Origin of the sequence: Pseudomonas sp. MF6776 (assembly GCF_016613125.1) — a bacterium.
GTDB lineage: Bacteria > Pseudomonadota > Gammaproteobacteria > Pseudomonadales > Pseudomonadaceae > Aquipseudomonas > Aquipseudomonas iridis.
Map to the genome: position 1 here is coordinate 193,458 of NZ_JAENSQ010000002.1, position 26,281 is coordinate 219,738.

The 26,281-nt window shown below is 58.4% G+C and carries 22 protein-coding genes; 14 read left to right on the forward strand and 8 right to left on the reverse strand.

Annotated features, from left to right (window positions below; translation table 11 throughout):
- Positions 1-39 precede the first annotated feature (39 nt).
- Positions 40-951, reverse strand: coding sequence for a 5-dehydro-4-deoxyglucarate dehydratase (gene kdgD / locus JJD74_RS02980; RefSeq protein ID WP_042557640.1), 912 nt, complete (start codon positions 949-951; stop codon positions 40-42).
- A 269-nt stretch (positions 952-1,220) separates the two neighbouring features.
- Between kdgD and JJD74_RS02985 the strand changes: the two genes are divergently transcribed.
- Both JJD74_RS02985 and JJD74_RS02990 read left to right on the forward strand, forming a co-directional pair.
- A complete protein-coding gene (locus tag JJD74_RS02985; RefSeq protein ID WP_200611182.1) occupies positions 1,221-1,595 on the forward strand; it encodes a hypothetical protein in 375 nt (124 codons plus the stop codon).
- A gap of 193 nt (positions 1,596-1,788) precedes the next feature.
- Positions 1,789-2,133: a hypothetical protein gene (locus JJD74_RS02990; RefSeq protein WP_042557638.1), complete on the forward strand. Its 345-nt coding sequence runs from the start codon at positions 1,789-1,791 to the stop codon at positions 2,131-2,133.
- 7 nt (positions 2,134-2,140) lie between these two features.
- On the opposite strand, the gene JJD74_RS02995 is transcribed toward JJD74_RS02990, so the two are convergent.
- The 4 genes from JJD74_RS02995 to JJD74_RS03010 all read right to left on the reverse strand — a co-directional run bounded on the left by JJD74_RS02995 (position 2,141) and on the right by JJD74_RS03010 (position 6,710).
- Positions 2,141-2,887 (reverse strand): FadR/GntR family transcriptional regulator, encoded by a 747-nt coding sequence (locus tag JJD74_RS02995; protein ID WP_047299761.1) that lies wholly within the window; start codon positions 2,885-2,887, stop codon positions 2,141-2,143.
- 183 nt (positions 2,888-3,070) lie between these two features.
- On the reverse strand, positions 3,071-4,798 hold the full coding sequence (locus tag JJD74_RS03000) for an ABC transporter ATP-binding protein/permease (RefSeq protein WP_115147467.1): 1,728 nt from the start codon (positions 4,796-4,798) through the stop codon (positions 3,071-3,073).
- Positions 4,799-4,894: 96 nt separating this feature from the next.
- Positions 4,895-5,455 (reverse strand): response regulator transcription factor, encoded by a 561-nt coding sequence (locus tag JJD74_RS03005; protein ID WP_042557635.1) that lies wholly within the window; start codon positions 5,453-5,455, stop codon positions 4,895-4,897.
- On the reverse strand, positions 5,448-6,710 hold the full coding sequence (locus JJD74_RS03010; RefSeq protein ID WP_200611184.1) for an ATP-binding protein: 1,263 nt from the start codon (positions 6,708-6,710) through the stop codon (positions 5,448-5,450). Before JJD74_RS03010 ends, JJD74_RS03005 begins: the two co-directional genes overlap by 8 nt.
- Positions 6,711-6,946: 236 nt before the next feature.
- Here JJD74_RS03010 and JJD74_RS03015 point away from each other — a divergent pair, with 236 nt between their 5' ends.
- Positions 6,947-7,663, forward strand: a complete 717-nt coding sequence (locus JJD74_RS03015) for an SIMPL domain-containing protein (RefSeq protein ID WP_200611199.1) — start codon at positions 6,947-6,949, stop codon at positions 7,661-7,663.
- A 188-nt stretch (positions 7,664-7,851) separates the two neighbouring features.
- On the opposite strand, the gene JJD74_RS03020 is transcribed toward JJD74_RS03015, so the two are convergent.
- The gene (locus JJD74_RS03020) at positions 7,852-8,208 is read right to left on the reverse strand and encodes a DUF6124 family protein (RefSeq protein ID WP_200611202.1); all 357 of its coding nucleotides are present in this window, start codon (positions 8,206-8,208) and stop codon (positions 7,852-7,854) included.
- Between the two features lie 913 nt (positions 8,209-9,121).
- Between JJD74_RS03020 and JJD74_RS03025 the strand changes: the two genes are divergently transcribed.
- From JJD74_RS03025 to JJD74_RS03065, 9 genes are all read left to right on the forward strand, one after another.
- Complete coding sequence (locus tag JJD74_RS03025) at positions 9,122-10,723, forward strand: ABC transporter substrate-binding protein (RefSeq protein WP_200611205.1); 1,602 nt, start codon at positions 9,122-9,124, stop codon at positions 10,721-10,723.
- 259 nt (positions 10,724-10,982) lie between these two features.
- On the forward strand, positions 10,983-12,608 hold the full coding sequence (locus JJD74_RS03030) for an ABC transporter substrate-binding protein (protein ID WP_042557630.1): 1,626 nt from the start codon (positions 10,983-10,985) through the stop codon (positions 12,606-12,608).
- Positions 12,609-12,909: 301 nt separating this feature from the next.
- Positions 12,910-14,508 (forward strand): ABC transporter substrate-binding protein, encoded by a 1,599-nt coding sequence (locus tag JJD74_RS03035; RefSeq protein ID WP_150595068.1) that lies wholly within the window; start codon positions 12,910-12,912, stop codon positions 14,506-14,508.
- A gap of 176 nt (positions 14,509-14,684) precedes the next feature.
- Positions 14,685-16,121, forward strand: a complete 1,437-nt coding sequence (locus JJD74_RS03040) for an OprD family porin (protein ID WP_200611208.1) — start codon at positions 14,685-14,687, stop codon at positions 16,119-16,121.
- 77 nt (positions 16,122-16,198) lie between these two features.
- Complete coding sequence (locus JJD74_RS03045) at positions 16,199-17,794, forward strand: ABC transporter substrate-binding protein (protein ID WP_200611210.1); 1,596 nt, start codon at positions 16,199-16,201, stop codon at positions 17,792-17,794.
- Between the two features lie 73 nt (positions 17,795-17,867).
- Positions 17,868-18,878: an ABC transporter permease subunit gene (locus JJD74_RS03050; protein ID WP_042557626.1), complete on the forward strand. Its 1,011-nt coding sequence runs from the start codon at positions 17,868-17,870 to the stop codon at positions 18,876-18,878.
- Positions 18,879-18,882: 4 nt separating this feature from the next.
- Positions 18,883-19,812, forward strand: a complete 930-nt coding sequence (locus tag JJD74_RS03055) for an ABC transporter permease subunit (RefSeq protein WP_390896398.1) — start codon at positions 18,883-18,885, stop codon at positions 19,810-19,812.
- A gap of 10 nt (positions 19,813-19,822) precedes the next feature.
- Positions 19,823-20,791 (forward strand): ABC transporter ATP-binding protein, encoded by a 969-nt coding sequence (locus JJD74_RS03060; RefSeq protein ID WP_042557624.1) that lies wholly within the window; start codon positions 19,823-19,825, stop codon positions 20,789-20,791.
- Positions 20,791-21,771 carry a peptide ABC transporter ATP-binding protein gene (locus JJD74_RS03065; RefSeq protein ID WP_042557623.1) on the forward strand — a complete coding sequence of 327 codons (981 nt, stop codon included), beginning with the start codon at positions 20,791-20,793 and terminating at the stop codon, positions 21,769-21,771. Before JJD74_RS03060 ends, JJD74_RS03065 begins: the two co-directional genes overlap by 1 nt.
- Before the next feature lie 214 nt (positions 21,772-21,985).
- Here the strand turns inward: JJD74_RS03065 and JJD74_RS03070 are convergent, their stop codons facing one another.
- Both JJD74_RS03070 and JJD74_RS03075 read right to left on the reverse strand, forming a co-directional pair.
- Positions 21,986-22,246: a hypothetical protein gene (locus JJD74_RS03070; protein WP_042557622.1), complete on the reverse strand. Its 261-nt coding sequence runs from the start codon at positions 22,244-22,246 to the stop codon at positions 21,986-21,988.
- A 317-nt stretch (positions 22,247-22,563) separates the two neighbouring features.
- On the reverse strand, positions 22,564-24,147 hold the full coding sequence (locus tag JJD74_RS03075; protein ID WP_042557621.1) for a peptide chain release factor 3: 1,584 nt from the start codon (positions 24,145-24,147) through the stop codon (positions 22,564-22,566).
- Between the two features lie 517 nt (positions 24,148-24,664).
- Here JJD74_RS03075 and JJD74_RS03080 point away from each other — a divergent pair.
- Positions 24,665-25,354: an ABC transporter permease gene (locus tag JJD74_RS03080; RefSeq protein ID WP_200611487.1), complete on the forward strand. Its 690-nt coding sequence runs from the start codon at positions 24,665-24,667 to the stop codon at positions 25,352-25,354.
- 21 nt (positions 25,355-25,375) lie between these two features.
- Entirely contained in the window at positions 25,376-26,269 is an 894-nt protein-coding gene (locus JJD74_RS03085) for a glycine betaine ABC transporter substrate-binding protein (protein WP_200611222.1), read from the forward strand.
- Positions 26,270-26,281: the final 12 nt, after the last annotated feature.

A 26,281-nucleotide genomic window follows, 5' to 3' on the forward strand; every position in this document is an offset into this window, starting at 1 on the left:
AAGGCCGCTGATTGCTCAGCGGCCTTGGTTTGTCGGGTGTTATTGCGCACCTTGCTTGTCGATCAGCGCGGCGAGCATTTCGTACTCTTCGCCAGTCAGATCGGTCAGCGGCGCCCGCACCGGGCCCGCGTCATAGCCGGCGATTTTTGCGCCTGCCTTGACGATGCTCACGGCATAACCGGCCTTGCGGTTACGGATGTCGAGGTATGGCAGGAAGAAGTCGTCGATGATCTTGCCGACAGTGGCGTGATCTTCGCGGGCAATGGCGTGGTAGAAATCCATCGCGGTTTTCGGAATGAAGTTGAACACCGCCGAGGAGTAAACCGGCACGCCCAGCGCCTTGTAGGCGGCGGCGTAGACTTCGGCGGTCGGCAAGCCCCCCAGATAGCTGAAGCGATCACCGAGGCGGCGACGAATCGACACCATCAACTCGATATCACCCAGGCCATCCTTGTAACCGATCAGGTTCGGGCAGCGCTCGGCCAGACGTTCCAGCAGCGGCGCGGTCAGGCGGCAGACATTACGGTTGTAGACCACCACGCCGATCTTCACCGATTTGCACACGGCTTCAACGTGAGCGGCGACACCGTCTTGGCTGGCTTCAGTCAGGTAATGCGGCAGCAGCAACAGACCTTTGGCGCCCAGACGCTCGGCTTCCTGTGCATATTCGATGGCTTGACGAGTCGAACCGCCCACGCCCGCCAGAATCGGCACGCTGGTTTCGCAGGTGTCGACGGCAGTCTTGATGATTTCCGAGTATTCGCTGGCGGCCAGGGAGAAGAATTCACCGGTGCCACCGGCGGCGAACAGGGCCGAAGCGCCATACGGGGCCAGCCATTCCAGACGTTTGATATAGCCCGCGCGGTTGAAATCGCCCTGCGCGTTGAAATCGGTCACCGGGAAAGACAGCAGGCCGGCAGAGAGGATGGACTTCAGTTCTTGTGGATTCATTATTCGAACACCCTGGTAGCAACGTTTTTTGTGATTGGATCGTTCAGCTATTCGCCGAGGTTGTAGGTCATCGTACAACTTAAAAAATAACCGTCAACTGCATTTCATCGTTGCGGGGGCTTTTTTGTCGGACAAGATTGTTTTCGAAGGCGCGCCGCAGCTTTGCAATAAATGGAAATAGACGGTTTAAAACGACACAGGCGGGATTCTCGTACCGTGCAAACCCGCCGTGAATGGATCACGGCACACCTCGCATGGAGAGCGCCCCGATGGATTTTGCCCCACCCGAACTCCCGCAATTTCTGCCTCATTCGCCTGAAACGGCAACCGTGAACCTGTCGGCATTAAGCGACGAACTGATCGTGCAAGTGCCCGAATCCACCGATTTTGCGGCGAATTGGAGCGTCTACGCGATTCTGGGCGATGACCCCGAGGAGCCCGAATGGGCGAGCGAAGAAGTCAACACTGGCACCTGGGAAGACGCCGAGGACGAGATGGAAAAGCTGACGGGTATCGAACTGCACATTCCCAAAGAAGCGCTAATACCGTACCTGCACAGGGAAATTGAACTGCGCTACAAGTTTCTGGACGAGTCCAGCATCGAGCCTTTCTCTGAGCCGCTGACGTTACAAATCGAGCCCTGATTCAGGACGCGTTTGAAGGTCCGGAGCCCCCTTTCAAAGCGACCACCGTTCGTCGGAACTGGTATTTCTTACAGGTGCGAGCCACGTTTGATCCCTGCCCTAATTGCCAAGGAGCGAACGAGCCGGCTCCAGGGCGCATTGCATTCAATGCGCTCATTCAAAGGTTTGAATTCACAGAAAAAGGGACTTGATCATGACTGCACAAGAAAAAGCGCTGGAAGCTCCTTTTCTCAAAGAGGCAGTAGAAGGCGTACTTTACGTCGACCAACTCAAAGAATATGCCCACGGGCAAGTGGTGATTTTATCGGCCAGTTTAGAAGACAAGATCACTTTTAAGGTATGGACGACTACCGGTAACAATTGGAGTGAAACAAAAAGCGCGGAATCAGCACCGTCGGTAATGGTATTCGATATTCCCGCAGACATTTTTACAAAAAATATGCAACCAGGGGCCGGTGCTAACCTTCAATACTCCGTGAAGAGAGGAAAACAGGATCTAGGGGAGTCCCCAGCTACGAAGATCCGGCTCGAAAAATAACCATCAATCACCCCTGCGCTTGCGCCTCTTCATGGGCCTGGCGCAGTCTCTCGCGGCTGTTGGTCAGGTGCAGACGCATGGCCGCACGCGCTGCATCGGAATCCTGACGGGCAATGGCTTCGTAGATTTCTTCGTGCTCACGACTCAAGCGACTCATGTAATGCTGCTGATCATCATGGGCCAGACGCGCGGAATTCAGCCGCGTACGCGGAATGATACTGGTGCCCAGGTGGGTCATGATGTCGGTGAAATAGCGGTTGCCTGTGGAAAGGGCGATTTCCAGATGGAAAGCGAAGTCGGAGGCGACGGCGTCACTGGCGTGGGAAACGCTGTCGTTCAGCGCATCGAGCGCAGCGCGCATCGTCGCCAGTTGCTCGGGGCTGCGACGTTGCGCGGCAAGCCCGGCGGATTCCACCTCAAGGCTGATGCGTAATTCAAGAATGGCCAACACGTCACGCAGGGTGACGACGGTGGCCGGATCGATCCGGAAACCACTCGGGCTCGGTGTGTCGAGCACAAAAGTGCCGATGCCATGGCGGGTTTCTACCTGGCCTGCGGCCTGCAACCGGGAAATCGCCTCGCGCACCACGGTGCGGCTGACGCCATGGGCTTCCATGATCGCCGACTCGGTAGGCAATTTATCGCCACGCTTGAGCAGGCCGTCACGGATTTGCTCGCTGAGCACCGTCACCAATTCCTGAGCCAGGCTGCGGCGCTTGCGTGGGAAGCGCGGGGTGTCGATCAGGTTTTCCATGGTTGCATGTTGTCTCGAAAGTTCGGCTTGTGGGCATCATAGCTCAACCGGGTTGTACGATCACCGGCCGGATCACATCGGCCCTGTAGGAGCTGCCGCAGGCTGCGATCTTTTGACTTTGATTTTATAAACAAGATCAAAAGATCGCAGCCTGCGGCAGCTCCTACAGGGGATTTGTGTGGATCAAGCAGTTACTGTTTGCTCAACCAAGTGGCCGCTGTCGATTCGCACATGCCGTGGGTGGAACCGCTTGAGGCTGCTGCGGTGACCGACACTGACAATGCTCAAACCCGGCAACTGATCGATCAGTGCCTGGTACAGCGTGGCTTCGTCTTCCTCGTCCATCGCCGAAGTCGCTTCATCCATGTACAGCCAGTGCGGTGCATAAAGCATCGCGCGGGCGAAGGCCAGGCGCTGCTGTTCACCGGGCGAGAGCATCCGCTGCCAGTGATTGGCTTCATCCAGACGGGCGACCAGATGCGGCAAGCGGCAGGTTTCCAGCACTTGCGCGTAACGTTCTGCTGAATAGGTGTCACCCGCCTGTGGATAACTCAACGCCTCGCGCAGGGTGCCGATCGGCAGGTACGGTTTTTGTGGCAGGAACAGATAACGCGCCGCCGGCAGCCGAATACTGCCGTGCCCCGCTGGCCACAAGTGCCCCATCGCCCGCAGCAACGTCGACTTACCGCTGCCAGAACGGCCGCTGAGCATCACGCGATCACCCGGTTCAACGGTCATGTCGGCGTTGGTCAGCAAGTGACGACCGTCGGCCAGATCGAGCCCCAGGTTGTGGACTTTCAATTCACTGCCCTGATTCTGCACATCAATAGCCGGCGCACGTTGTTCATTGTCGGTCATGGCTTGACGGAAACTCAGCAGACGATCACAGGTGGCGCGCCAGGAAGCGAGGCTCTGGTACGCACTGATGAACCAGCTGAAGCTCTCCTGAACGTTGCCGAATGCCGAGCTGATCTGCATCAGCTCACCGAGTTCGATCTTGCCGGAGAGATAACGCGGTGAGGCCACGATGAACGGGAAGATAATCGCCGCCTGGCTGTAACCGGCGGTGAAGAAGGTCAGGCGCTTGGACACTTTCATGATGTCCCAGAAGTTGTGCCAGACATTCCCGAAGCGAGCGCTCAACCGACGATTTTCGTTCGGTTCGCCGTTGTACAACGCAATGCTTTCGGCGTTCTCGCGAATCCGCACCATGGAAAAGCGCAGGTCGGCTTCGAAGCGTTGTTGTTGGTTGTTCAGGCCGATCAAACGACGACCGATCAAATGCGTCAGCCAGCTACCGACCACGGCGTAAACCAGCACGCACCAGAACATATAGCCGGGAATGGTGATGCCAAAGACTTCGATGCTGCCCGACACGCCCCACAGAATGATCGAGAACGACACCAGGCTGACAATATTGCGCAGCAGCCCGATACCCAGTTCAAGGGTGTTGGAGGTGAAGTTATTGAGGTCTTCGGAAATTCGCTGGTCCGGGTTATCGGTATAACCGCCCTGCTCCAGCTGGTAGTAGTTCTTGTCGGCGAGCCAACGGGAGAAATGCTTTTCAGTGAGCCAGGCCCGCCAGCGAATCGTCAGCATCTGGGTCAAGTAAAGCCGGTACACCGCTCCGACAATCGCGACCGCCGCTATCGCACAGAAATACAGAATCAGCCGCCAGAACGCCGCCTCGTCCTTCTTTTGCAACGCGTTGTAAAAGTCCTTGTACCAGGTGTTAAACCACACCGAGATGCCCACGCTGAGCAGCGAGAGCACTATCACCGCAATCAGCAGCGTCCAGGCCTGGACCTTCTCTTCACTGCGCCAATAAGGCGTGATGATCGCCCATACTTTGCGAAAAAACTGCCCGCGCACAGCATCGTTGACCGCGGAGTATTCAGCGTTCTGATTCATGGATAAGGCTCAATATAGATAAGAACAGACACGCACCGATCATAGATGATCGGCGCGTTTTATCGCGAGGGCTGGCGATGGTCGTTCAGCGCTGGTTCAGCGACGAACCGGGCGCTTCTGCAGTTTGCGCTGCAGGGTGCGGCGGTGCATGCCCAGGGCGCGGGCAGTGGCGGAGATGTTGCCTTCGTGTTCGGTGAGCACGCGCTGGATGTGTTCCCACTGCAGGCGGTCGACCGACATCGGGTTTTCCGGCACCAGGCTGTCGAGGTCGGCGTGCTCGGAGAGCAGCGCGGCCAGAACATCGTCGGCATCGGCCGGTTTGCACAGGTAGTTGCAGGCGCCGCGCTTGATCGCCTCGACAGCGGTGGCAATGCTCGAATAACCGGTAAGGATCACCACGCGCATTTCCGGGTCCAGTTCCAGCAGCTTGGGCAGCAGCACCAGACCGGAATCGCCGTCCATTTTCAGGTCGAGCGCGGCGTAGTCCGGGATATCGGCCTGCGCGATGGTAATGCCTTCTTCGGCAGAACCTGCAGTGCTGACGCGAAAGCCGCGGCGGGCCATGGCACGGGCCATCACTCGGGTGAAGGTCGCGTCATCGTCGACCAGCAGCAAATGCGGCAGTTCTTCGCCTTCGACTTGGATTTCGTCACTCATGTTGGTCTCCTCGGGCGCCGTGGGGCAGGCGCAGCTCGGTGAGCGTGCCGCCTTCCTCATGACTATAGAGTTTCACTGAGCCGCCGGCGCGTGTCACGCTGGCCTTGCTCAAAAACAGGCCCAGGCCGAAACCTTTGCCCTTCGTGGTAAAAAATGGTTTGCCGATCTGCTCGGCGATGGCCAGTGGCACACCGGCGCCGTGATCGCGAATGCTGATGGTCAGGTTTTCCGTGTCCCAGTCCAGCGTCACTTTGAGATTTTCCGGGCAGGCATCGGCAGCGTTGTTGAGCAGATTCAACAGGGCCTGGGTCAGATCCGGCGGCGGCGCCATGCGCGGCACAGCGCCCTGACCGAGACAATGGAAGCGATAACTGGCTTCCGGACGCATCAGGTGCCAGCGGTTCAGCGCTTCGTCGAGCCAGACGGTGACGTCCTGCATCTCCACCGCCAGACGACGATTCGCCTCAGCGGCGCGCACCAGTTGCTGCAAGGTCTCCTTGCACAACTTGACCTGATCCTGCAGCACTTTCAGGTCGTCCTGCAGCAGCGGATCGGGATGATCCTGCTGCATCTCCTTGAGCAACACGCTCATGGTCGCCAGCGGCGTGCCCAGTTCATGGGCGGCACCGGCAGCTTGCGTGGCGACGGCGAGCAATTGCTGATCGCGCAGGCCTTCTTCGCGACGAATCGCACGCAGCTCTTCCTGACGACGCAACTCTTCAGCCATGCGCGCAGCGAAGAAAGTGATCACCGCCGCCGCGAGCGCAAAGCTCAGCCACATGCCGTAGATCTGCAGGTTTTCGCGGGCGACCGGCAGGGTTTCCAGCGGATAGAACCGCGTCAGCATCACGGTGTACAAGGCCAGCGCGATGCCGGACAGGATCACCGAATAGCGCCATGGCAGCGTCACCGCAGCAATGGTCAGCGGCACCAGATAATAGGAAACGAACGGGTTCGTGGAACCACCGGAGAAATACAGCAGCGCGCTGTGGATAACCAGATCACAGGCCAGTTGCAGGGCGTATTCCAGCTCGGTCACCGGCCATGAAGTACGCAAGCGCACCGCGGTGAACGCGCACAGCAATATCGAGCAGCCGAGGGTCATCGCCAGTTGCACCCACGGCAACGGCAACAGCTCCAGCCAATAGGCCAGACCTACGGAACCTGCCTGCGCGGCGAGCACCAGCGTGCGGATGAAAGTCAGCCGCCAGAGGTTCTGGCGAGTGGCGGAAGTCAATTGTACGGGGGCGAGCATGAGCTCTCCTGATGAGCGCTCCAGGCGGATCGCACGGAGTATAACCAAGCCGCGGCCTCCAGAGGCGAAAGTGCGGCAAACGACCACACCGAATAAGCTGCCAGTTTCGAGCTGCAAGCTACAAGTGAAAGCGTTTGGCTTGGCAGCTTGAGGCTTGCAACTTGAAGCTGCTTTCTGGAGTCTGATGGTTTCACGCAGGCCCGAACCAACACCTGCGCCCTCATCAAGGAGCTTTCATGCATACATTTCGCCGCAGCGCCGCCCTCCTCGCCCTGACCGTCGGCAGCGTCGCCAGCCTTCCAGCCCTGGCCGCCGATGAGTTGCACTACAACCAGATTTCCCTGCGCGCCGAAGTCAGCCAGGAAGTTGCCCGCGACCTGATGATCGTGACCCTCTACACCGAAGAGCAAAACACCGACCCGGCCAAACTCGCCGCCGACGTCAGCACCACCATGAACAAGGCGCTGGCCCAGGCCAAGCAAGTCAAAGACATCACCCTGCGCCAGGGCAGCCGCAACAGCTACCCGATCTACGACACCAAGGGCCAGAAAATAACCAGCTGGCGTGAACGCGCCGAACTGCGCCTGGAAAGCGCCGACTTCGCCGCCCTGTCCAAACTCACCGGCGAACTGCTGGGCGACCTGAAAATGGGTGGCATGGACTTCGCAATCGCCAACCCGACCCGCAAAGCCAGCGAAGACGCGCTGCTCAAAGAAGCCGTCACCGCCTTCAAGGCCCGTGCGCAACTGGCCACCGACGCCCTCGGCGGCAAGGGCTACAAAATCGTCAACCTGAACCTCAACGCTAACGGTTACCCACAACCGTACATGCGCGCGCCGATGATGATGAAAGCCGCCGGCATGGATTCGGCACCGGTGACGCCTGAAGTTGAGGCCGGCACCAGTCAGGTCAGCATGACCGCTGATGGCTCGATTGAAGTGCTGATGCAGTGATGTGATGTGGGCTGAATGACAAACCGGCGATCAGCGAATGATCGCCGGTTTTTTTGTGCCTGGATTTTGTGGTGAATGCTCCGCCGCCATCGCTGGCAAGCCAGCTCCCACAAGGTCACGCGTCGATTTCAAAATCAGCACAAAAACCTGTGGGAGCTGGCTTGCCAGCGATGAACGATAACGCGGTCTCAAGCCTGCGGATCAACCCGATCCAGCGCCCGGCTCACCGCCAGTTCGGCCAGCATAATGATCTGCTGAATACCGAGCACCGTATTGCGCTGCGTGCCGCCCAACTCGTTGGCAAAGTTGCTGGCTGCCGCGCTGGCAGAGGCCAGTGATTCACAGGCGTGGGCGAGCAGGCTTTCGGTGTCGACGTTGGGACAGACCATGAACATCGTGCTGGGTTGGCGCGGTTTTCTGGTTTCGGGGATGAGATAGAAATCGAGGGCGCGTTTGATGGCTTCGCGGTTTCGGGCGAGGTCTTCGGCGCGGAGGGATGCTTCGAGTGGGGTTTCGAGGGGTGGGTCGGGGATCAATTTATCCATGGAGCATTTCCTTACGAATGACGCCATTCATTTCCGATCTCACTCGAGAAACGAGGTGGCAACTATGTACGGAGTGAGATTACCGGTAAGGAAACCAACCCGGCCGAACCGAAGTCCGCCCGTACATAGCCGCCATAAAGAACTGCCGACAGCATGAACTGGCGGCGATTATGGAGCGGCTTTCGCAGGTTTCCAAATTCAATAACCGGGAATCTCACCTCCCGATCGCAGAGTCTTCTGCGACAACCCAAGCCTAGAGAGCGAGCGTCCGACGGACAACCTGAAAACCTTGTGGGAAGGTTCTGGTTATTTCAAACACCTCTAAACACAGCAAAGTAATCGGGTGACTGTGTGGGCCTCTTCGCTGGCAAGCCAGCTCCCACAGAAAGCGAAAGCCAGATCAAAAGATCGCAGCCTGCGGCAGCTCCTACAGAGGAGACAAGTACAACCCGCACGCGGCGCATGCCGCCCCACTCAACAGGATGAGCGTTAGCTCGGCTGCAGCTTTTGATCTTGATCCACGGGCGACGTCGGAAGGCTGAGCGGAGGGATTGATCCGGGGGTGGGAGCGCAGCGACCGTTTGGCGAAGCCAAACACAGCGAAAGGAGGTGCAGCGAAGCAAACCGGAGACGCTGCGCCCGGATCGATCCTGGAGCGAAGGAACCCCGAGCCCCAGCGAGCGGGCCGCACGCAGGAGCAAGCCTTTTTGGTTACTTTTTCGGCGCCTGGAAAAAGTGACCCGCCGTAAGGGCGGAACCCCAAGCAGCCATGACCGCAGCAACGGATATACCCACAACAAAAGCCGCCACATATACCGAGATAGACACTCCCCCAAGAAAAACGATATTTCCGAAACCCCACAATTCCCCGCTAATCTCAACCCAAAACCACCTCCATACCCCCGGGGACTACATGCCAAGATCCACCCTCAAACCGCTCTTGATCTCCCTGGCCCTGGCCACAACCGCCCCCCTGGCAAACGCAGCCACAACATTGGTCTACTGCTCCGAAGCCAGCCCCGCAGGCTTCGACCCCAGCCAATACACCAGCGGCACCGACTTCGACGCCTCCGCCGAAACCGTCTTCAATCGCCTCACCCAATTCCAGCGCGGCGGCACCGACATCGAACCGGGCCTGGCAACAAAATGGGACGTCTCCAACGACGGACTCCAATACACCTTCCACCTGCGCCAGGGCGTGAAATTCCACACCACGCAATACTTCACCCCAACCCGCGACTTCAACGCCGACGACGTCCTGTTCACCTTCCAGCGCCTGCTCGACCCGCAAAACGCTTTCCGCAAGGCCTACCCCGCCGAATCCCCGTACTTCACCGACATGGGTCTGAACACCACGATCAAATCGGTCGAAAAACTCGACGAGCAAACCGTGCGCTTCAACCTCAACAACGTCGACGCCGCGTTCGTGCAAAACCTCGCCATGAGTTTCGCCTCGGTGCAATCGGCCGAATACGCAGCGCAGTTGTTGAAGGAAGGCAGGGCCGCCGACCTCAACCAGAAACCGATCGGCACCGGCCCGTTCGTGTTCAAGCGCTATCAAAAGGATTCACAAATCCGCTACAGCGCTAACACGGCCTACTGGAAACCCGAGGATGTGAAGATCGACAACTTGATCTTCTCGATCACCCCGGACGCCGCCGTACGCCTGCAGAAACTCAAGACCGGCGAATGCCAGGTCAGCGGTTACCCGCGCCCGGCCGACATTGAAGTGATGGAAAAAGACCCGAACCTGCGCGTGCTGAAACAGGCCGGTTTCAACCTCGGTTTCCTCGCCTACAACACCACTCACCCGCCGCTGGATCAGCTCAAGGTGCGCCAGGCCCTGGACATGGCCATCGATAAACCGGCGATCATCAAAGCCGTTTATCAAAGCGCCGGCCAGTTGGCCCAGAACGCCTTGCCACCCGCGCAATGGTCATTCGACCCGAACATAAAAGACGCGCCGCACGACCCGGTAAAAGCCAGGGCGCTACTGAAAGAAGCAGGGGTTGCACCGGGTACAACCATCAACCTCTGGGCAATGACCGTGCAGCGCGCCTCGAACCCGAATGCGCGGATGTCGGCGCAGATGATTCAGCAGGATTGGGACAAGATCGGCATCAAGGCCAACATCGTCAGCTATGAGTGGGGCGAATACATCAAACGCGCCAAAAATGGCGAACATGACGCGATGATTTATGGCTGGACCGGTGACAACGGCGACCCTGACAACTGGCTCGGCGTGCTGTACAGCTGCGCGGCAGTCAAGGGCAGCAACTACGCCAAATGGTGCGACCCGGCCTACGACAAACTGGTACAGCAGGCCAAGGTGTCCACCGACAAAACACAACGGGTACAACTGTATCAACAGGCGCAACTGATCCTTAAACAACAAGTGCCGATAACCCCGATTGCCAACTCCACGGTGTTCCAGCCGCTGCGCAAGGAAGTCACAGACTTCCGTATCAGCCCGTTCGGTCTAACCCCTTTCTATGGCGTGGGTATAAATAAGTAACACCAGGCCCCAAGGCGGCGCGCACAACGTGACCAACGCACCGTTTTGGGGCTTGATTTGCACCGTAAAAACCACCCGCAAACGGTCAAATGCGTCAGAAGTTACACAGATGCGACATTAAGGTACGTTCGTGCCACCGTTTGAGGCCGCCGACCGCTCTGGATCTTGCATTGGGTATGGCGCCTGCATAAGTATCCGCAGGCACGACTCACGAGGTCGTACCTCAAATCAAAAAATGACAACAAATCATGAGGCCAACATGCTTAAACACGCGGTCATTCCGTTTTTAGTCGGCGCAGGCTTGTTAGCCTCCGCACCTTTCGCATCCGCTGCGACTAACCTGGTGTTCTGCTCCGAAGGGAGCCCGGCCGGTTTTGATCCAGGCCAGTACACCACCGGAACAGACTTCGACGCCTCTGCCGAAACCATGTTCAACCGCCTGACCCAGTTCGAGCGCGGCGGCACCGCCGTGATTCCTGGTCTGGCGACCAAGTGGGACATCTCCGAAGATGGCCTGACTTACACCTTCCACCTGCGTGAAGGCGTCAAGTTCCACACCACCCCGTACTTCAAGCCGACCCGTGAGTTCAACGCCGACGACGTGCTGTTCACCTTTAATCGCATGATTAACAAGGATGACCCGTTCCGTAAGGCGTACCCGACCGAATTCCCGTACTTCACCGACATGGGGATGGACACCAACATCACCAAGATCGATAAAGTCGACGACCACACCGTCAAGTTCACCCTCAAGGAAGTTGATGCCGCGTTCATCCAGAACATGGCCATGAGCTTCGCCTCGGTGCAGTCCGCCGAGTACGCAGCCCAGCTGCTCAAGGATGGCAAGCCTGCCGACATCAACCAGAAACCGGTCGGCACCGGCCCGTTCGTGTTCAAGAGCTACCAGAAAGACTCCAACATCCGCTTCACCGGGAACAAGGACTACTGGAAGCCTGATGACGTGAAGATCGACAACCTGATCTTCGCCATCACCACCGACCCGTCGGTACGTATTCAGAAGCTGAAAAAGAACGAGTGCCAGGTCACCCTGTTCCCACGTCCGGCCGACCTGAAAGCGCTGAAAGAAGACAAGTCGCTGAAGATGCCTGACCAGGCCGGTTTCAACCTGGGCTACATCGCTTACAACGTGATGGACAAGGTCAAAGGCAGCGACGAGAAAAACCCTCTGGCTGACCTGCGCGTTCGTCAGGCCTTGGACATGGCCGTCAACAAGCCGCAGATCATCGATTCGGTTTACCAGGGCGCGGGCCAACTGGCCGTCAACGCCATGCCGCCGACCCAGTGGTCTTACGACACCACCATCAAGGACGCCAAGTACGACCCTGAGAAAGCCAAGCAGCTGCTTAAGGAAGCCGGCGTCAAGGAAGGTACCGAAATCGTCCTGTGGGCGATGCCGGTTCAGCGTCCGTATAACCCGAACGCCAAGCTGATGGCTGAAATGCTCCAGTCCGACTGGGCCAAGATCGGCTTGAAAGTGAAGATCACCAGCTACGAATGGGGCGAGTACATCAAGCGCTCCAAAGGTGGTGAGAACCAGGCCATGATCATTGGCTGGAGCGGTGACAATGGTGATCCGGACAACTGGCTGAACGTGTTGTTTGGTTGCGACTCGCTTAGCGGCAACAACTTCTCCAAGTGGTGCGACAAGAAATTTGATGGCCTCGTCAAAGAAGCCAAGCGCACTACAGACCAGGGCAAGCGCACCGAACTGTACAAACAGGCGCAACACGTCCTCAAAGATGCAGTCCCAATGACACCTATCGCTCACTCGACGGTGTATCAACCCATGCGCGCCAACGTGCAGGACTTCAAGATCAGCCCATTCGGCTTGAACTCCTTCTACGGCGTCAGCGTCAGCAAGTAAAAAAAGCAGCGGCGACGATTTCAGCGTCGCCGCTGCTTTTTCTGCCGATTAGTTAGGAATTTGCCTACATCTGTTTCCACCCTGCTTTACCAGGGAGATACAGAATGTGTTGCCATTTCCTACGAGTCTTTAGGACTCAACGCATTTACTGCCAGATCCACGGTCCCTACCGTCGGGTTCTGACCAGTGCCTGTGTGGGCTAACGGTTTTGCTTTTCGTACTGGTTTGAGCTTGATGCAGCCACAACGTCCCTGGACGGGACCGCGGCGCATCGAAACAACACTAATAAAGAGGGAGCGTCATGCGCCATACCTTGGTTTTTTCCGCACTGCTGGGCGCCGGCCTGTTGGCCGCCACGTCCGCCAGCCACGCCGCCAGCGATAGTCTGGTGTTTTGCTCCGAAGGCAGCCCGGCGGGTTTTGATACTGCGCAATACACGACGGCCACCGATAACGACGCTGCAGAGCCGCTGTACAACCGCTTGGTAGAGTTCGAAAAAGGCGCGACGAATGTCGTACCGGGCCTGGCCACCCAGTGGGATATTTCCGAGGACGGCCTCAAGTACACCTTTCACCTGCGTGAAGGCGTGAAATTTCATACAACGCCTTACTTCAAGCCAACCCGCGATTTCAACGCCGACGACGTGCTGTTTACGTTTAATCGCATGCTTGATGCGCAACAGCCATTCCGTAAGGCTTATCCCACCGAGTTCCCGTATTTCAACGGGATGAGCCTGAACAAGAACATTGCCAAGGTCGAGAAGACCGGGCCGCTGACCGTGGAGTTCACGCTCAACAGCGTCGACGCCGCGTTCATCCAGAACATCGCCATGAGTTTCGCCGCCATCCTGTCCGCCGAATACGCCGACAAGCTGATGGCCGAAGGCAAGCCGAGCGACATCAACCAGAAGCCGATCGGCACCGGGCCGTTCGTGTTCAAGAGCTATCAGAAAGACTCGAACATCCGCTACACCGGCAACCCGCAGTACTGGGACCCGAGCCGGGTAAAACTGAAAAACCTGATCTTCGCGATCAACACCGACGCCTCGGTGCGCGTGCAGAAACTCAAGGCCGGCGAATGCCAGATCACCCTGCATCCGCGCCCGGCCGATGTTGAAGCACTGAAGGCCGACCCGAAGCTGCAACTGATCTCCAAGCCAGGTTTCAACCTCGGCTACATCGCCTATAACGTGCGCCACAAACCGTTCGACCAGCTCGAAGTGCGTCAGGCGCTGGACATGGCGGTGAATAAACAAGGGATTCTCAACGCTGTTTATCAAGGCGCCGGCCAACTGGCCGTCAACGCCATGCCACCGACACAATGGTCCTACGACGACACCATCAAGGACGCCGCCTTCAACCCGGAAAAAGCCAAAGAACTGCTCAAGGCTGCCGGCGTGAAGGAAGGCACCGAGATCACCCTGTGGGCAATGCCGGTTCAACGTCCGTACAACCCGAACGCCAAGCTGATGGCCGAAATGCTTCAGGCCGACTGGGCCAAGATCGGTCTGAAAGTGAAAATCGTCAGCTATGAATGGGGCGAGTACATCAAGCGCACCAAGAATGGTGAGCATGACATCAGCCTGATCGGCTGGACCGGCGACAACGGTGACCCGGATAACTGGCTCGGCACGCTGTACAGCTGCGACGCCATTGGCGGCAACAACTACTCCATGTGGTGCGATCCGGCTTACGACAAGCTGATCAAGGAAGCCAAGGTCGTCACCGATCGCGACCAGCGCACCGTGCTCTATAAACAGGCTCAGCAGTTGCTTAAACAGCAAGTGCCGATCACGCCTGTCGCCCACTCGACGGTCAACCAGCCGTTAAGCACACGGGTTGAAGGGTTCAAGGTGAGCCCTTTCGGCCGCAACGTGTTCTCGGGTGTCAGTATCGATTAACCCAACCGATTAGCCGCAACGCTGAGGGGGACTGTCTACCCCCCTCACGCAAGCGCTTTGCCTAAATTCGCCAATTTGGCCTTTTGCAAACGTTTGCGATGTGTGAACGAGTTCTAAACCAATAACCGGCCAACCCAAATAAGCCGGCATAAAAAGAAAGTAAAGGAGCTTCACCCATGAAACTGAGCAGCACCGCGATACTGGCCCTGGCCATAAGCAGCATCACAGCCACGGCTTATGCTGAAACGCAAAGCCAGGCGTTCACCCCGGTGACCGTCAACACCAAGAGCGCCCAGGCTGAAGCGACCGGCTTCGTTGAAGGTCAGTCGATCACGGGTTCGACCCGTAACTGGTACGCCAACGAGCAACTGAAACGTGGCGGCAAATTCGCCTATAAAAAGAATGGTTCGCTGGCCGAAACCGACCGCCGGATCAACTGGGTTCAGGGCACCATCGTCAAGTACAACTCTGGCTTCACCGAGGGCACCGTCGGTATCAGCACCGAAGTGGCAGCGTACAACGCTGTAGCGCTGGAGCGTGACCGCAAAAATCTGGCATCGGGCAATGGTGGCGCACCAAAGACCGGCGACGGCTCCGGTAACAACCGTACCCTGACTCACAAGAACAACGGTGAGGCCGTCGATCAGTGGAGCAAAGTGGGCCTGGCCAACATTAAGGCGCGCGTTTCCAACACCACGCTGACCGCCGGACGCATGGGTTTCAGCAGCCCGCAAGTCGACGTGATAGGCAACCGTGCGCTGCCTTCGAGCTTCGAAGGTGTTGCCCTGCACAGTGAAGAACTGAACAACCTGTCCTTCGATCTGGCCACGTTCGATCGCGTATCGCCGCGTTCTGAACAAAGCCTGCAAAAATTCCGCGCGGAATACGCCAACGGCCGTGTTGAATCCGACAAGGTCAACACCGCCGGTATCAGCTACCAGCCACTGGCCAGCCTGAAAACCAGCCTGTGGGGCACTCAGGTTGAAGACCTGTGGAACCAGTACTACTTCGGCGCCACCCATGAACTGGGTGACAGCAATGTCCTCGCCCTGACCACCGGCCTGAACTACTACAAAACCGTCGACGAAGGCAAAAAGCTTCTGGGCGACATCGACAACGACACCTACTCGCTGTCGTTCGGCCTGACCCACCAGGCGCACAACCTGACGTTCTCGTACCAGCAAGTGAACGGTAACGAGTACTTCGACTACCTGCACGAAACCAACGGCATCTACCTGGCCAACTCCCTGCTGTCGGACTTCAACGGCCCGAACGAGAAGTCCTTCCAGGTTTCCTACGCCATCAACATGGCCGAATACGGCGTGCCAGGCCTGAAGTTCAACATCTATCAGGCTCGCGGCTGGGGTATCGACGGTACTCATTACGACGGCAATAAAGGCGTGGCCAAAAAAGGCTACGACGGCATCCAGGAACAGGATGGCGAGCACCACTATGAATACGGCATCGGCGCGACCTATGCGGTACAAAGCGGTCCGCTGAAAGCCACCACCATTCGCGGCACTTACACCGCGCACCGTGCGAGCGAGTTCCAGTCCGACGGCAGCATCAACGAGTTCCGTCTGGTAACCACCATTCCATTCAACATCCTGTAAAAACGCCAACCGACGGCTGACTCATGATGAGTCGGCCGTTCGGTTTTTTGTCTTCAACCGATTGCAGAGGGTTATCGATGAAAATGCTTCCCCTACGTGCGGCCGTCGCTGCCGCGTTGTTGAGCGCCGCCATCGGCGTCTCGGCCAAACCCTTGGTGGTCTGCACCGAAGCCAGTCCGGAAGGCTTCGACATGGTCCAGTACACAACTGCAGTCACTGCCGATGCGGTGGCCGAAACGATCTTCAACCGTCTGGTCGACTTCAAGCCTGGCACCACCGAATTGGTACCGGCACTGGCCGACTCCTGGGAAATCAGCGATGACGGTCTGACGTACACGTTCCACCTGCGCAAAGGCGTCAAGTTTCACACCACCGAATACTTCAAGCCGACCCGTGACATGAATGCCGACGATGTGCTTTGGAGCTTCCAGCGTCAGCTGGACCCGAATCACCCTTGGCACAAACTGTCGAGCGTGGGCTTCCCGTACTTTGAAAGCATGGGCTTCAAGGAACTGCTCAAGAACGTGGAAAAGGTCGACGACTACACCGTCAAGTTCACCCTGACCCGCCGCGAAGCACCTTTCCTGGCCGACGTTGCCATGCCGTTCACCGCGATCTACTCCGCCGAGTACGCCGATCAGTTGCTCAAGGCCAACAAGCCCGGCGACCTCAACAACAAGCCTGTCGGCACCGGCCCGTTCATCTTCCAGCGCTATGCCAAGGATGCGCAGGTTCGCTTCAAGGCCAACCCGGAATACTTCCGTGGCAAGCCGCCGGCCGACGCGTTGATCCTGGCAATCGCCACCGACAACAACGTGCGCCTACAAAAGCTCAAGGCCAACGAGTGCCAGATCGCGCTGTATCCCAAACCTGATGACATCCCGAGCATCAAGAAAGACAGCAACCTGAAGGTTGATGAACTGAACGCGATGACCGTTTCGTACATCGCCATGAACACCCAGCACAAATACATGAGCGACGTGCGCGTGCGTAAGGCGATCGACATCGCCTTCGACAAAGCCGCTTACGTCAATGCGCTGTTCGGCAAGGGCAACGCGACCGTCGCGGTCAACCCGTACCCGGACACCCTGCTCGGCTACAACACCGAGCTGAAAAACCCGCCACGTGACCTCGACAAGGCGCGCGCCCTGCTCAAGGAAGCCGGGGTTCCGGAAGGCACGGTGTTTACCCTGTTTACCCGCAACGGCGGCGGCCCGACCAACCCGAACCCGATGCTCGGCGCGCAGATGATGCAGGCTGACCTGGCGAAAGTCGGGATCAAGGTCGACATCCGCGTCATGGAATGGGGCGAAATGCTTAAACGCGCCAAGGCCGGCGAGCACGACATGGTCTCGGCCGGATGGGCGGGCGACAACGGCGACCCGGATAACTTCCTGACGCCTATGCTCAGTTGCGAAGCCGCCAAGAACGGCGAAAACTACGCGCGCTGGTGCAACGAGAAATTCCAGGCACTGATCGACGAAGCACGGGCTAAAGTAGATCCGGCCGAACGCGCGAAGCTCTACGAACAGGCACAAGTGCTGTTTAATCAGGATCAACCGTGGATCAGCATGGCCCACACGCGGATGTTTACTGCAATGCGCAACAACGTAGAGGGCTATCACATCAGCCCCCTGACAACTAATAACTTCGCCACCACCCAGGTGAAGTAGATAAGAAACTCCCGGCCTCCCTGATCCCAGGGAAGCCGGGCACGCCTAACCGGCTGATGAGGTACCACACAAGATGTTTAGTTTTATTGCCCGCCGACTGGGGTTGTTGATCCCCACGTTTTTCGGCATCACCCTGCTGACTTTCGCGTTGATTCGCATGATTCCTGGCGACCCCGTGGAAGTGATGATGGGCGAACGTCGGGTCGACCCCGAAATGCACGCTCAGGCAATGGAACGCCTAGGTCTGAACAAACCGTTGTATGCCCAGTATCTGGACTACATCGGCAAACTGGCCCAAGGCGATCTCGGCGAATCCCTGCGCACTCGTGAGAGCGTATGGACCGAGTTCACCTCTCTCTTCCCGGCGACCCTGGAACTGTCCATGGCCGCCCTGCTGTTCGCCGGCATTCTGGGCCTTCTGGCCGGGGTGATCGCGGCACTCAAGCGAGGATCATTATTCGACCATGGGGTGATGGGCATCTCCCTCGCGGGTTATTCGATGCCGATCTTCTGGTGGGGCCTGATCCTGATCATGTTCTTCTCGGTGAGCCTGGGCTGGACGCCGGTATCCGGGCGGATCGACCTGCTCTACGACATCGAGCCACGTACCGGTTTCATGCTGATCGATACGCTGCTGGCCGATGACATGGGCGCATTCCTCGATGCCCTGCATCACCTGATCCTGCCGGCCATCGTGCTCGGTACCATTCCGCTGGCCGTTATCGCGCGGATGACCCGTTCGTCGATGCTCGAAGTGCTGCGCGAAGACTACATCCGTACCGCCAAGGCCAAAGGCCTGTCGCCATCGCGCGTAGTGTTCGTCCACGGTCTGCGTAACGCGCTGATCCCGGTGCTGACGGTTGTTGGTCTGCAGGTCGGTACTTTGCTGGCCGGTGCGGTCCTGACCGAAACCATTTTCTCCTGGCCCGGCATCGGCAAATGGCTGATCGAAGCCATCGGCGCCCGGGACTATCCGGTCGTGCAAAACGGCATCCTGTTAATCGCCTGCCTGGTGATTCTGGTCAACTTCGTGGTGGACATCCTCTACGGCTTTGCCAACCCACGCATCCGTCATCAGCGCTGAGATCATGACCATGACCACTCCAGCTTCAACTCAAAATCAAGCGGTAGCAGTCGATCAAAGCCTGCTGTATCCGTCCCCGTACAAAGAATTCTGGCAAGCGTTTTCCAAGAACAAAGGTGCCGTTGCCGGCCTGATGTTCATGTTGCTGGTGATTTTCTGCGCGCTGTTCGCCCCTTGGGTGGCGCCCCATAACCCGAGCGAGCAATACCGTGACTTCCTGCTGACGCCACCGGCGTGGCTTGAAGGCGGGCAGATGCAATTTTTGCTCGGCACCGATGAACTGGGCCGTGACCTGCTGTCGCGTCTGATCCAGGGTTCGCGCCTGTCGCTGCTGATCGGCTTGTCGTCGGTCGTGATGTCGCTGATCCCGGGGATTCTGCTCGGGCTGTTCGCCGGTTTCTTCCCGAAGATGATTGGCCCGACCATCATGCGTCTGATGGACATCATGCTGGCCCTGCCGTCCTTGCTGCTGGCTGTGGCGATTGTCGCCATCCTCGGCCCCGGCCTGATCAACACCGTGATCGCCATCGCTGTGGTGTCCCTGCCGTCGTATGTGCGTCTGACCCGCGCAGCGGTGATGGGCGAACTGAACCGCGACTACGTGACCGCCGCGCGCCTGGCCGGTGCCGGTCTGCCACGCCTGATGTTCATCACCGTGCTGCCCAACTGCATGGCACCGCTGATCGTTCAGGCAACCTTGAGTTTCTCTTCGGCGATTCTCGATGCCGCGGCCCTGGGCTTCCTCGGTCTTGGCGTACAACCGCCAACCCCTGAGTGGGGCACCATGCTGGCCTCGGCCCGCGATTACATCGAACGCGCCTGGTGGGTGGTGAGCCTGCCTGGTTTGACCATTTTGCTCAGCGTGCTGGCAATCAACCTGATGGGCGACGGTCTGCGCGATGCGCTGGACCCGAAACTCAAGAATGCCGCCTGAGGAGATTCAAATGTCACTGTTGGAAATCAAGAATCTCAACGTTCGTTTCGGCGACAAGAACGCTGTGCCGGTGGTCGATGGCCTCGACATCAGCGTCGACAAGGGCGAAGTGCTGGCCATCGTGGGCGAGTCCGGTTCGGGCAAATCCGTGACCATGATGGCGCTGATGGGCCTGATCGAGCACCCGGGGATCGTCACCGCCGATGCGCTGAATTTCGATGGCAAGAACATGCTCAAGCTGAGCAACCGTCAACGTCGGCAGATCGTCGGTAAGGACCTGGCGATGGTCTTTCAGGACCCGATGACTGCGCTCAACCCGAGCTACACCGTCGGTTTCCAGATCGAAGAAGTGCTGCGCCTGCACCTGAAAATGTCCAGCAAGCAAGCACGCAAACGCGCCATCGAACTGCTGGAAAAAGTTGAAATCCCGGGCGCGGCCAGCCGCATGGACGCCTACCCGCATCAACTATCCGGCGGTATGAGCCAGCGCGTGGCAATCGCCATGGCAATTGCCGGCGAGCCGAAACTGCTGATCGCGGATGAGCCGACCACTGCACTCGACGTGACGATTCAGGCGCAGATCATGGATCTGCTGCTGGCGTTGCAGAAAGAGCAGAACATGGGTCTGGTGCTGATCACTCACGACCTCGCCGTCGTCGCTGAAACCGCCCAACGTGTGTGCGTGATGTACGCCGGCCAGGCTGTTGAAGTCGGTCAGGTACCACAGCTGTTCGACATTCCGGCGCACCCGTACAGCGAAGCGCTGCTCAAGGCGATTCCGGAACACAGCCAGGGTGCTGACCGTCTGGCGACACTGCCGGGCATCGTTCCCGGCCGTTACGACCGTCCGCAAGGGTGCCTGTTGTCGCCGCGCTGCCCGTACGTGCAGGAAAGCTGCCGCGCGCAGCGTCCGACCCTTGATCCGAAAAGCCACAGCCTCGCCCGCTGCTTCTACCCGCTGAACCAGGAGGTGGCGTAATGGCCGTCGTACTTACCGCCCGCGACCTGACCCGTCACTACGAAGTGTCCCGAGGCCTGTTCAAGGGCCACGCGACCGTGCGCGCGCTTAACGGCGTGTCATTCGAACTGGAAGCCGGCAAGACTCTCGCGGTTGTAGGCGAGTCGGGTTGCGGCAAATCCACTTTGGCGCGCGCCCTGACCCTGATTGAGGAGCCGTCGTCCGGCTCGTTGAAAATCGCCGGCCAGGAAGTTGCCGGCGCCGACAAGGCCCAGCGCAAGCAACTGCGCAAAGACGTGCAGATGGTGTTCCAGAGCCCGTACGCCTCGTTGAACCCACGGCAGAAAGTCGGTGATCAACTGGCCGAACCGCTGTTGATCAACACCAACCTGTCCGCCGCCGAACGTCGCGAGAAAGTCCAGGCGATGATGAAGCAGGTCGGCTTGCGTCCCGAGCACTACCAGCGTTATCCGCACATGTTCTCCGGGGGGCAGCGCCAGCGTATTGCGTTGGCTCGGGCGATGATGCTGCAACCGAAAGTGCTGGTGGCGGACGAACCGACCTCGGCGCTGGACGTGTCGATTCAGGCGCAGGTGTTGAACCTGTTCATGGACCTGCAGCAGGAGTTCAACACCGCTTACGTGTTCATCTCGCACAACCTTGCGGTGGTGCAACACGTGGCCGATGACGTGATGGTGATGTACCTCGGTCGCCCGGTGGAAATGGGCCCGAAGAACGACATCTACGAACGCCCTCTTCACCCGTACACCCAAGCGCTGCTGTCGGCGACCCCGACCATTCACCCGGACCCGAACAAGCCGAAAATCAAGATCGTCGGCGAACTGCCCAACCCGCTGAACCCGCCACCAGGCTGCGCTTTCCACAAGCGCTGCCCGTACGCAACCGAGCGCTGCAGCACGGAAGAGCCGGCATTGCGCTTGCTCGACAATCGGCAGGTGGCTTGCCACTACGCCGAGCAGTTCCTCGACGGTGCGGCGTAAGCAGATCCGGGGAAAAGGCAAAAACCTCGGGGAACGGGCCTGCCCGCGATGACGTCGTGCCAGTCACCTGATTTGTCGACTGATACACCGCAATCGCGGGCAAGCCCGCTCCCACAGGGGATGATGTTGAATTCAGCGATGGCGTAACAAGCAAACCCCATCTACCTCGACGACTCATCAGTCGAGGCAGACGGGGTTTTTCTTTGCCTGCAATCTACGTCTGGCTGTCGCCTTCATCCGGATCATCAGAGTCCGGCTCGTCTGTCATCGAGTCATCGTCATCAGCAGTTCCACCCTGCCCCTGATCACCCGGCTCGGACTCGGATTTGGCGAGCATCAGCCCGCTATGCCCCACCTGCCCGTTAAAGGCCTGGGAATCATGATCCTCGCACTCGGCCCAGGCCGTCGCAGTCCCGAGAGACAGCATGACCATCACTTTCAACAGCAATAAAACACGCAGCAACCTGTTTTTCATGATCGATTCCATCCTGTGCAGGTGAAACACAATGCCGATCCGGCGCTGAATGAAATCTAGTTCCGATCAGCCGGGTTCACCAGATAGGACGCGACTGAACCCGCAGAAATGCCCTCAACCGACAGACAGGTTTCGAATAACAACCATAACCAATGCTGCTAGCCCATGTATGAGCTGCCGAAGGCTGCGATCTTTTGATTCTGTTCTAAAAACAAGAGCGAAAGATCGCAGCGTGCCGCAGCTCCTACAGGGTTGGAAGTGGCAATAAAAAACCCCGCAGCTTTCGCGACGGGGTTTTGGGTGCTGCGGCCTGACGCTTAGTGATGCTCACGCGTCGCACGGAATTTCACGTCCGGCCAGCGCTCTTCCATCAGGGCCAGGTTGACCCGGGTCGGGGCGAGGTAGGTCAGGTGACCGCCGCCGTCGACTGCAAGGTTTTCCACTGCCTTGTTGGAGAATTCCTCGAGCTTCTTCTTGTCGCTGCATTCGATCCAGCGCGCGGAGTACACGGTGATTGGCTCGTATGAGCACTCAACCTTGTATTCCTCTTTCAGGCGGCTGGCGACCACATCGAACTGCAGCACACCCACGGCGCCGAGGATGATGTCGTTGCTGCGCTCCGGGAAGAACACCTGAGTGGCGCCTTCTTCGGCCAGTTGTTGCAGGCCCTGGCGCAGTTGCTTGGATTTCAGCGGATCGCGCAGACGCACGCGGCGGAACAGTTCCGGGGCGAAGTGCGGGATGCCGGTGAAGCTCAGGGCTTCGCCTTCGCTGAAGGTGTCGCCGATCTGGATGGTGCCATGGTTGTGCAGACCGATGATATCGCCGGCAAACGCTTCTTCCAGTTGCTCACGCTCGGAGGAGAAGAACGTCAGGGCGTCGCCGATGCGCACGTCCTTGCCGGTGCGCACGTGGCGCATCTTCATGCCTTTCTCGTACTTGCCGGAGCAAATGCGCATGAAGGCGATGCGGTCGCGGTGTTTGGGGTCCATGTTCGCCTGGATCTTGAAGATGAAGCCCGAGAACTTCTCTTCAACCGGCTCCACGGTGCGCTCGTTGGCGACACGGGCCAGCGGACGCGGTGCCCAATCGACGACGGCGTCAAGCACGTGATCAACACCGAAATTGCCCAGCGCGGTACCGAAGAACACCGGGGTCAGTTGACCGTCGAGGAACTCCTGCTGGTTGAATTCGTGGCAGGCGCCCTGTACCAGTTCCAGCTGATCGACGAAGCGATCGTACTCGTCGCCCAGATGCGCGCGCGCTTCGTCGGAGTCGAGCTTTTCGATGATTCTGGTTTCGGTGCGTTCGTGACCGTGGCCGGCGGTGTAGACAATGATGTAGTCGTCGGCCAGGTGATACACGCCTTTGAAGTCGCGGTAGCAACCGATCGGCCAGGTGATCGGCGCAGCCTTGATCTTCAGGACAGCTTCGATCTCGTCGAGCAGTTCGATCGGGTCGCGGATGTCACGGTCGAGTTTGTTGATGAAGCTGACGATCGGCGTGTCACGCAGACGGCAGACGTCCATCAGCGCAATCGTACGCGGCTCGACACCTTTACCGCCGTCGAGGACCATCAATGCCGAGTCCACCGCCGTCAGGGTGCGATAGGTATCTTCGGAGAAGTCTTCGTGGCCCGGGGTGTCGAGCAGGTTGACCATGTGGTCGCGATACGGGAACTGCATGACCGACGTGGTAATGGAAATACCCCGTTGCTTCTCCATCTCCATCCAGTCGGATGTCGCATGGCGGTCGGATTTACGGGATTTCACCGTGCCCGCAATCGCAATCGCCTTGCCCATCAACAGGAGCTTTTCGGTGATCGTCGTCTTACCGGCATCGGGGTGGGAAATAATGGCGAAAGTGCGGCGTTTCGCGACTTCGGCGGCCTGGTTGGTCATGGGAAATCGCCTGGCGGTGATTCAAAAAAGGGCCGCGATTATAGCCCAAGTCAATGTAATAACCGAACCGTTGAGCACATTAAGGGTGGCCAAATGCTGCCTTAGGTGGGAACCTTTTAAAGCACGGAGACGTCCATCCCCTGTTACAAATTTTCGTCAGGGGCTGAAAAATCAGCAAGTTAGCCTGACGAGGCTGCGCTCATGGCTCGCTTTCAGACCGCTTTTTGCCGGTGCTGAGGGAGCTGCTTTTCGCGAACGTTTATTCCCGGCAGCCAGGCATGGCATGTGGCCGGGGTGGTCAATTTTGTTGGCTCAAATTCGGATGCCAGAAGTTCATAGCCAAGGCGCTGTGACGAGTCATAGCCCGCTATGGCGAGGAACAGCAACGCAGGATATGAGCTTATGGCGCCGAAGTTGGGCTAACAAAATTGACCACCCCGGCCACTGAACACGGGACGGCGTTCGCCGACTATAAAAAAGGAGTCCGCCTGTGGCTATCCGCTATGGCAAAGGGCTGATGGGAGGTGCGGTGGTGATCGCGCTCCTGGCCCTGCTGGTCCACTGGATCGGCATCAACACGATCGAACACTACCGCGACGATTTGTTGTTTTACCTGCAAGCTCATCTGATTCTTGTCCTCGCTTCAATGCTGGCCGCCCTTGTCGTGGGCATCCCCGCCGGCATCTTTCTCAGTCGTCCGACCATGGTTGGCCGCGCTGAACGCTTCATGCAAATCTTCAATATCGGCAACACCGTGCCACCGCTGGCCGTACTCGCGATCGCTCTGGGGATTCTGGGCATCGGCAGTGGCCCGGCGATCTTCGCTCTGTTCCTCGCTTCTTTGTTGCCGATTGTGCGCAACACCTATGAAGGCCTGAAAAACGTCCAGGGTTCACTCAAGGAAGCGGCCGTCGGCATCGGCATGACTCCGGGTCAGGTGCTGTGGCGCGTCGAATTGCCCAACGCCGTGCCGATCATTGTCGGTGGTGTGCGTGTGGCTCTGGCGATCAATGTCGGGACAGCGCCGCTGGCGTTCCTGATCGGCGCCAACAGCCTCGGTAGCCTGATTTTCCCTGGCATCGCCCTGAACAATCAGCCGCAACTGCTGCTCGGCGCCGTCTGCACCGCGCTGCTGGCCCTGCTGCTCGATGGCGTGGTCACCCTCGCCAGCCGTCTCTGGCTGGAACGCGGTTTGCGCCCGTCTTAAGGCCTCGGCAAAGGAATTCACATGAAACGACTTAGCTTTATCCTAGGCTGCATCCTGCTGTTCGCAGGAATCGCCCAAGCCGCCGACAAACCGGTTATCCGCCTCGGCGCCCGCGTGTTTACCGAACAGACGCTGCTCGCCGAAATCACCGCGCAATACCTGCGCAGCAAAGGCTACGACGCGCAGATCACCGGTGGGCTGGGCAGCAACCTCGCCCGCAGCGCTCAAGAAAGTGGCCAGTTGGACATGCTCTGGGAATACACCGGCGTGTCGCTGGTGGCCTACAACCATGTCACCGAAAAACTCGACAGCGCTCAGTCCTACGCCCGGGTGAAAGAACTCGACGCGAAAAAAGGCCTGATCTGGCTGACACCGTCCAGGTTCAGCAACACCTACGCCCTCGCGCTGCCGAAAAAAGTCGCCGAGCAATATCCGCAGATCAACAACATCAGTCAGTTGAACGAGGTGTTGCAGGCTGAAACCAAGACCAATCACCTGGTGGCACTGGACACCGAGTTCGCTAACCGCTCGGACGGCCTGCTCGGCATGGTCAAGCTCTACGACATGAACCTGAGTCGCAAAAACATCCGCCAGATGGATGCGGGCCTGGTCTATACGGCGCTGCGCAACGGCCAAGTGTTTGCCGGTCTGGTCTACACCACGGATGGTCGCTTGAATGCTTTCGGCCTGAAGCTGCTGGAAGACGACAAGCACTACTTCCCCGACTACACCGCCGCACCGGTGGTGCGTCAGGCAACGCTGGACGCAAACCCGAAACTGGCCGAGCAGCTCAAGCCACTGGCCGAACTGTTCGATGACGAAACCATGCGCCAGCTCAACGCGCGGGTCGATGTCGATCACGAAAGCCCATCTGCTGTTGCCGCCGATTTTCTGCGCCAACATCCGTTGAATTAAGGGAGGAAAAGT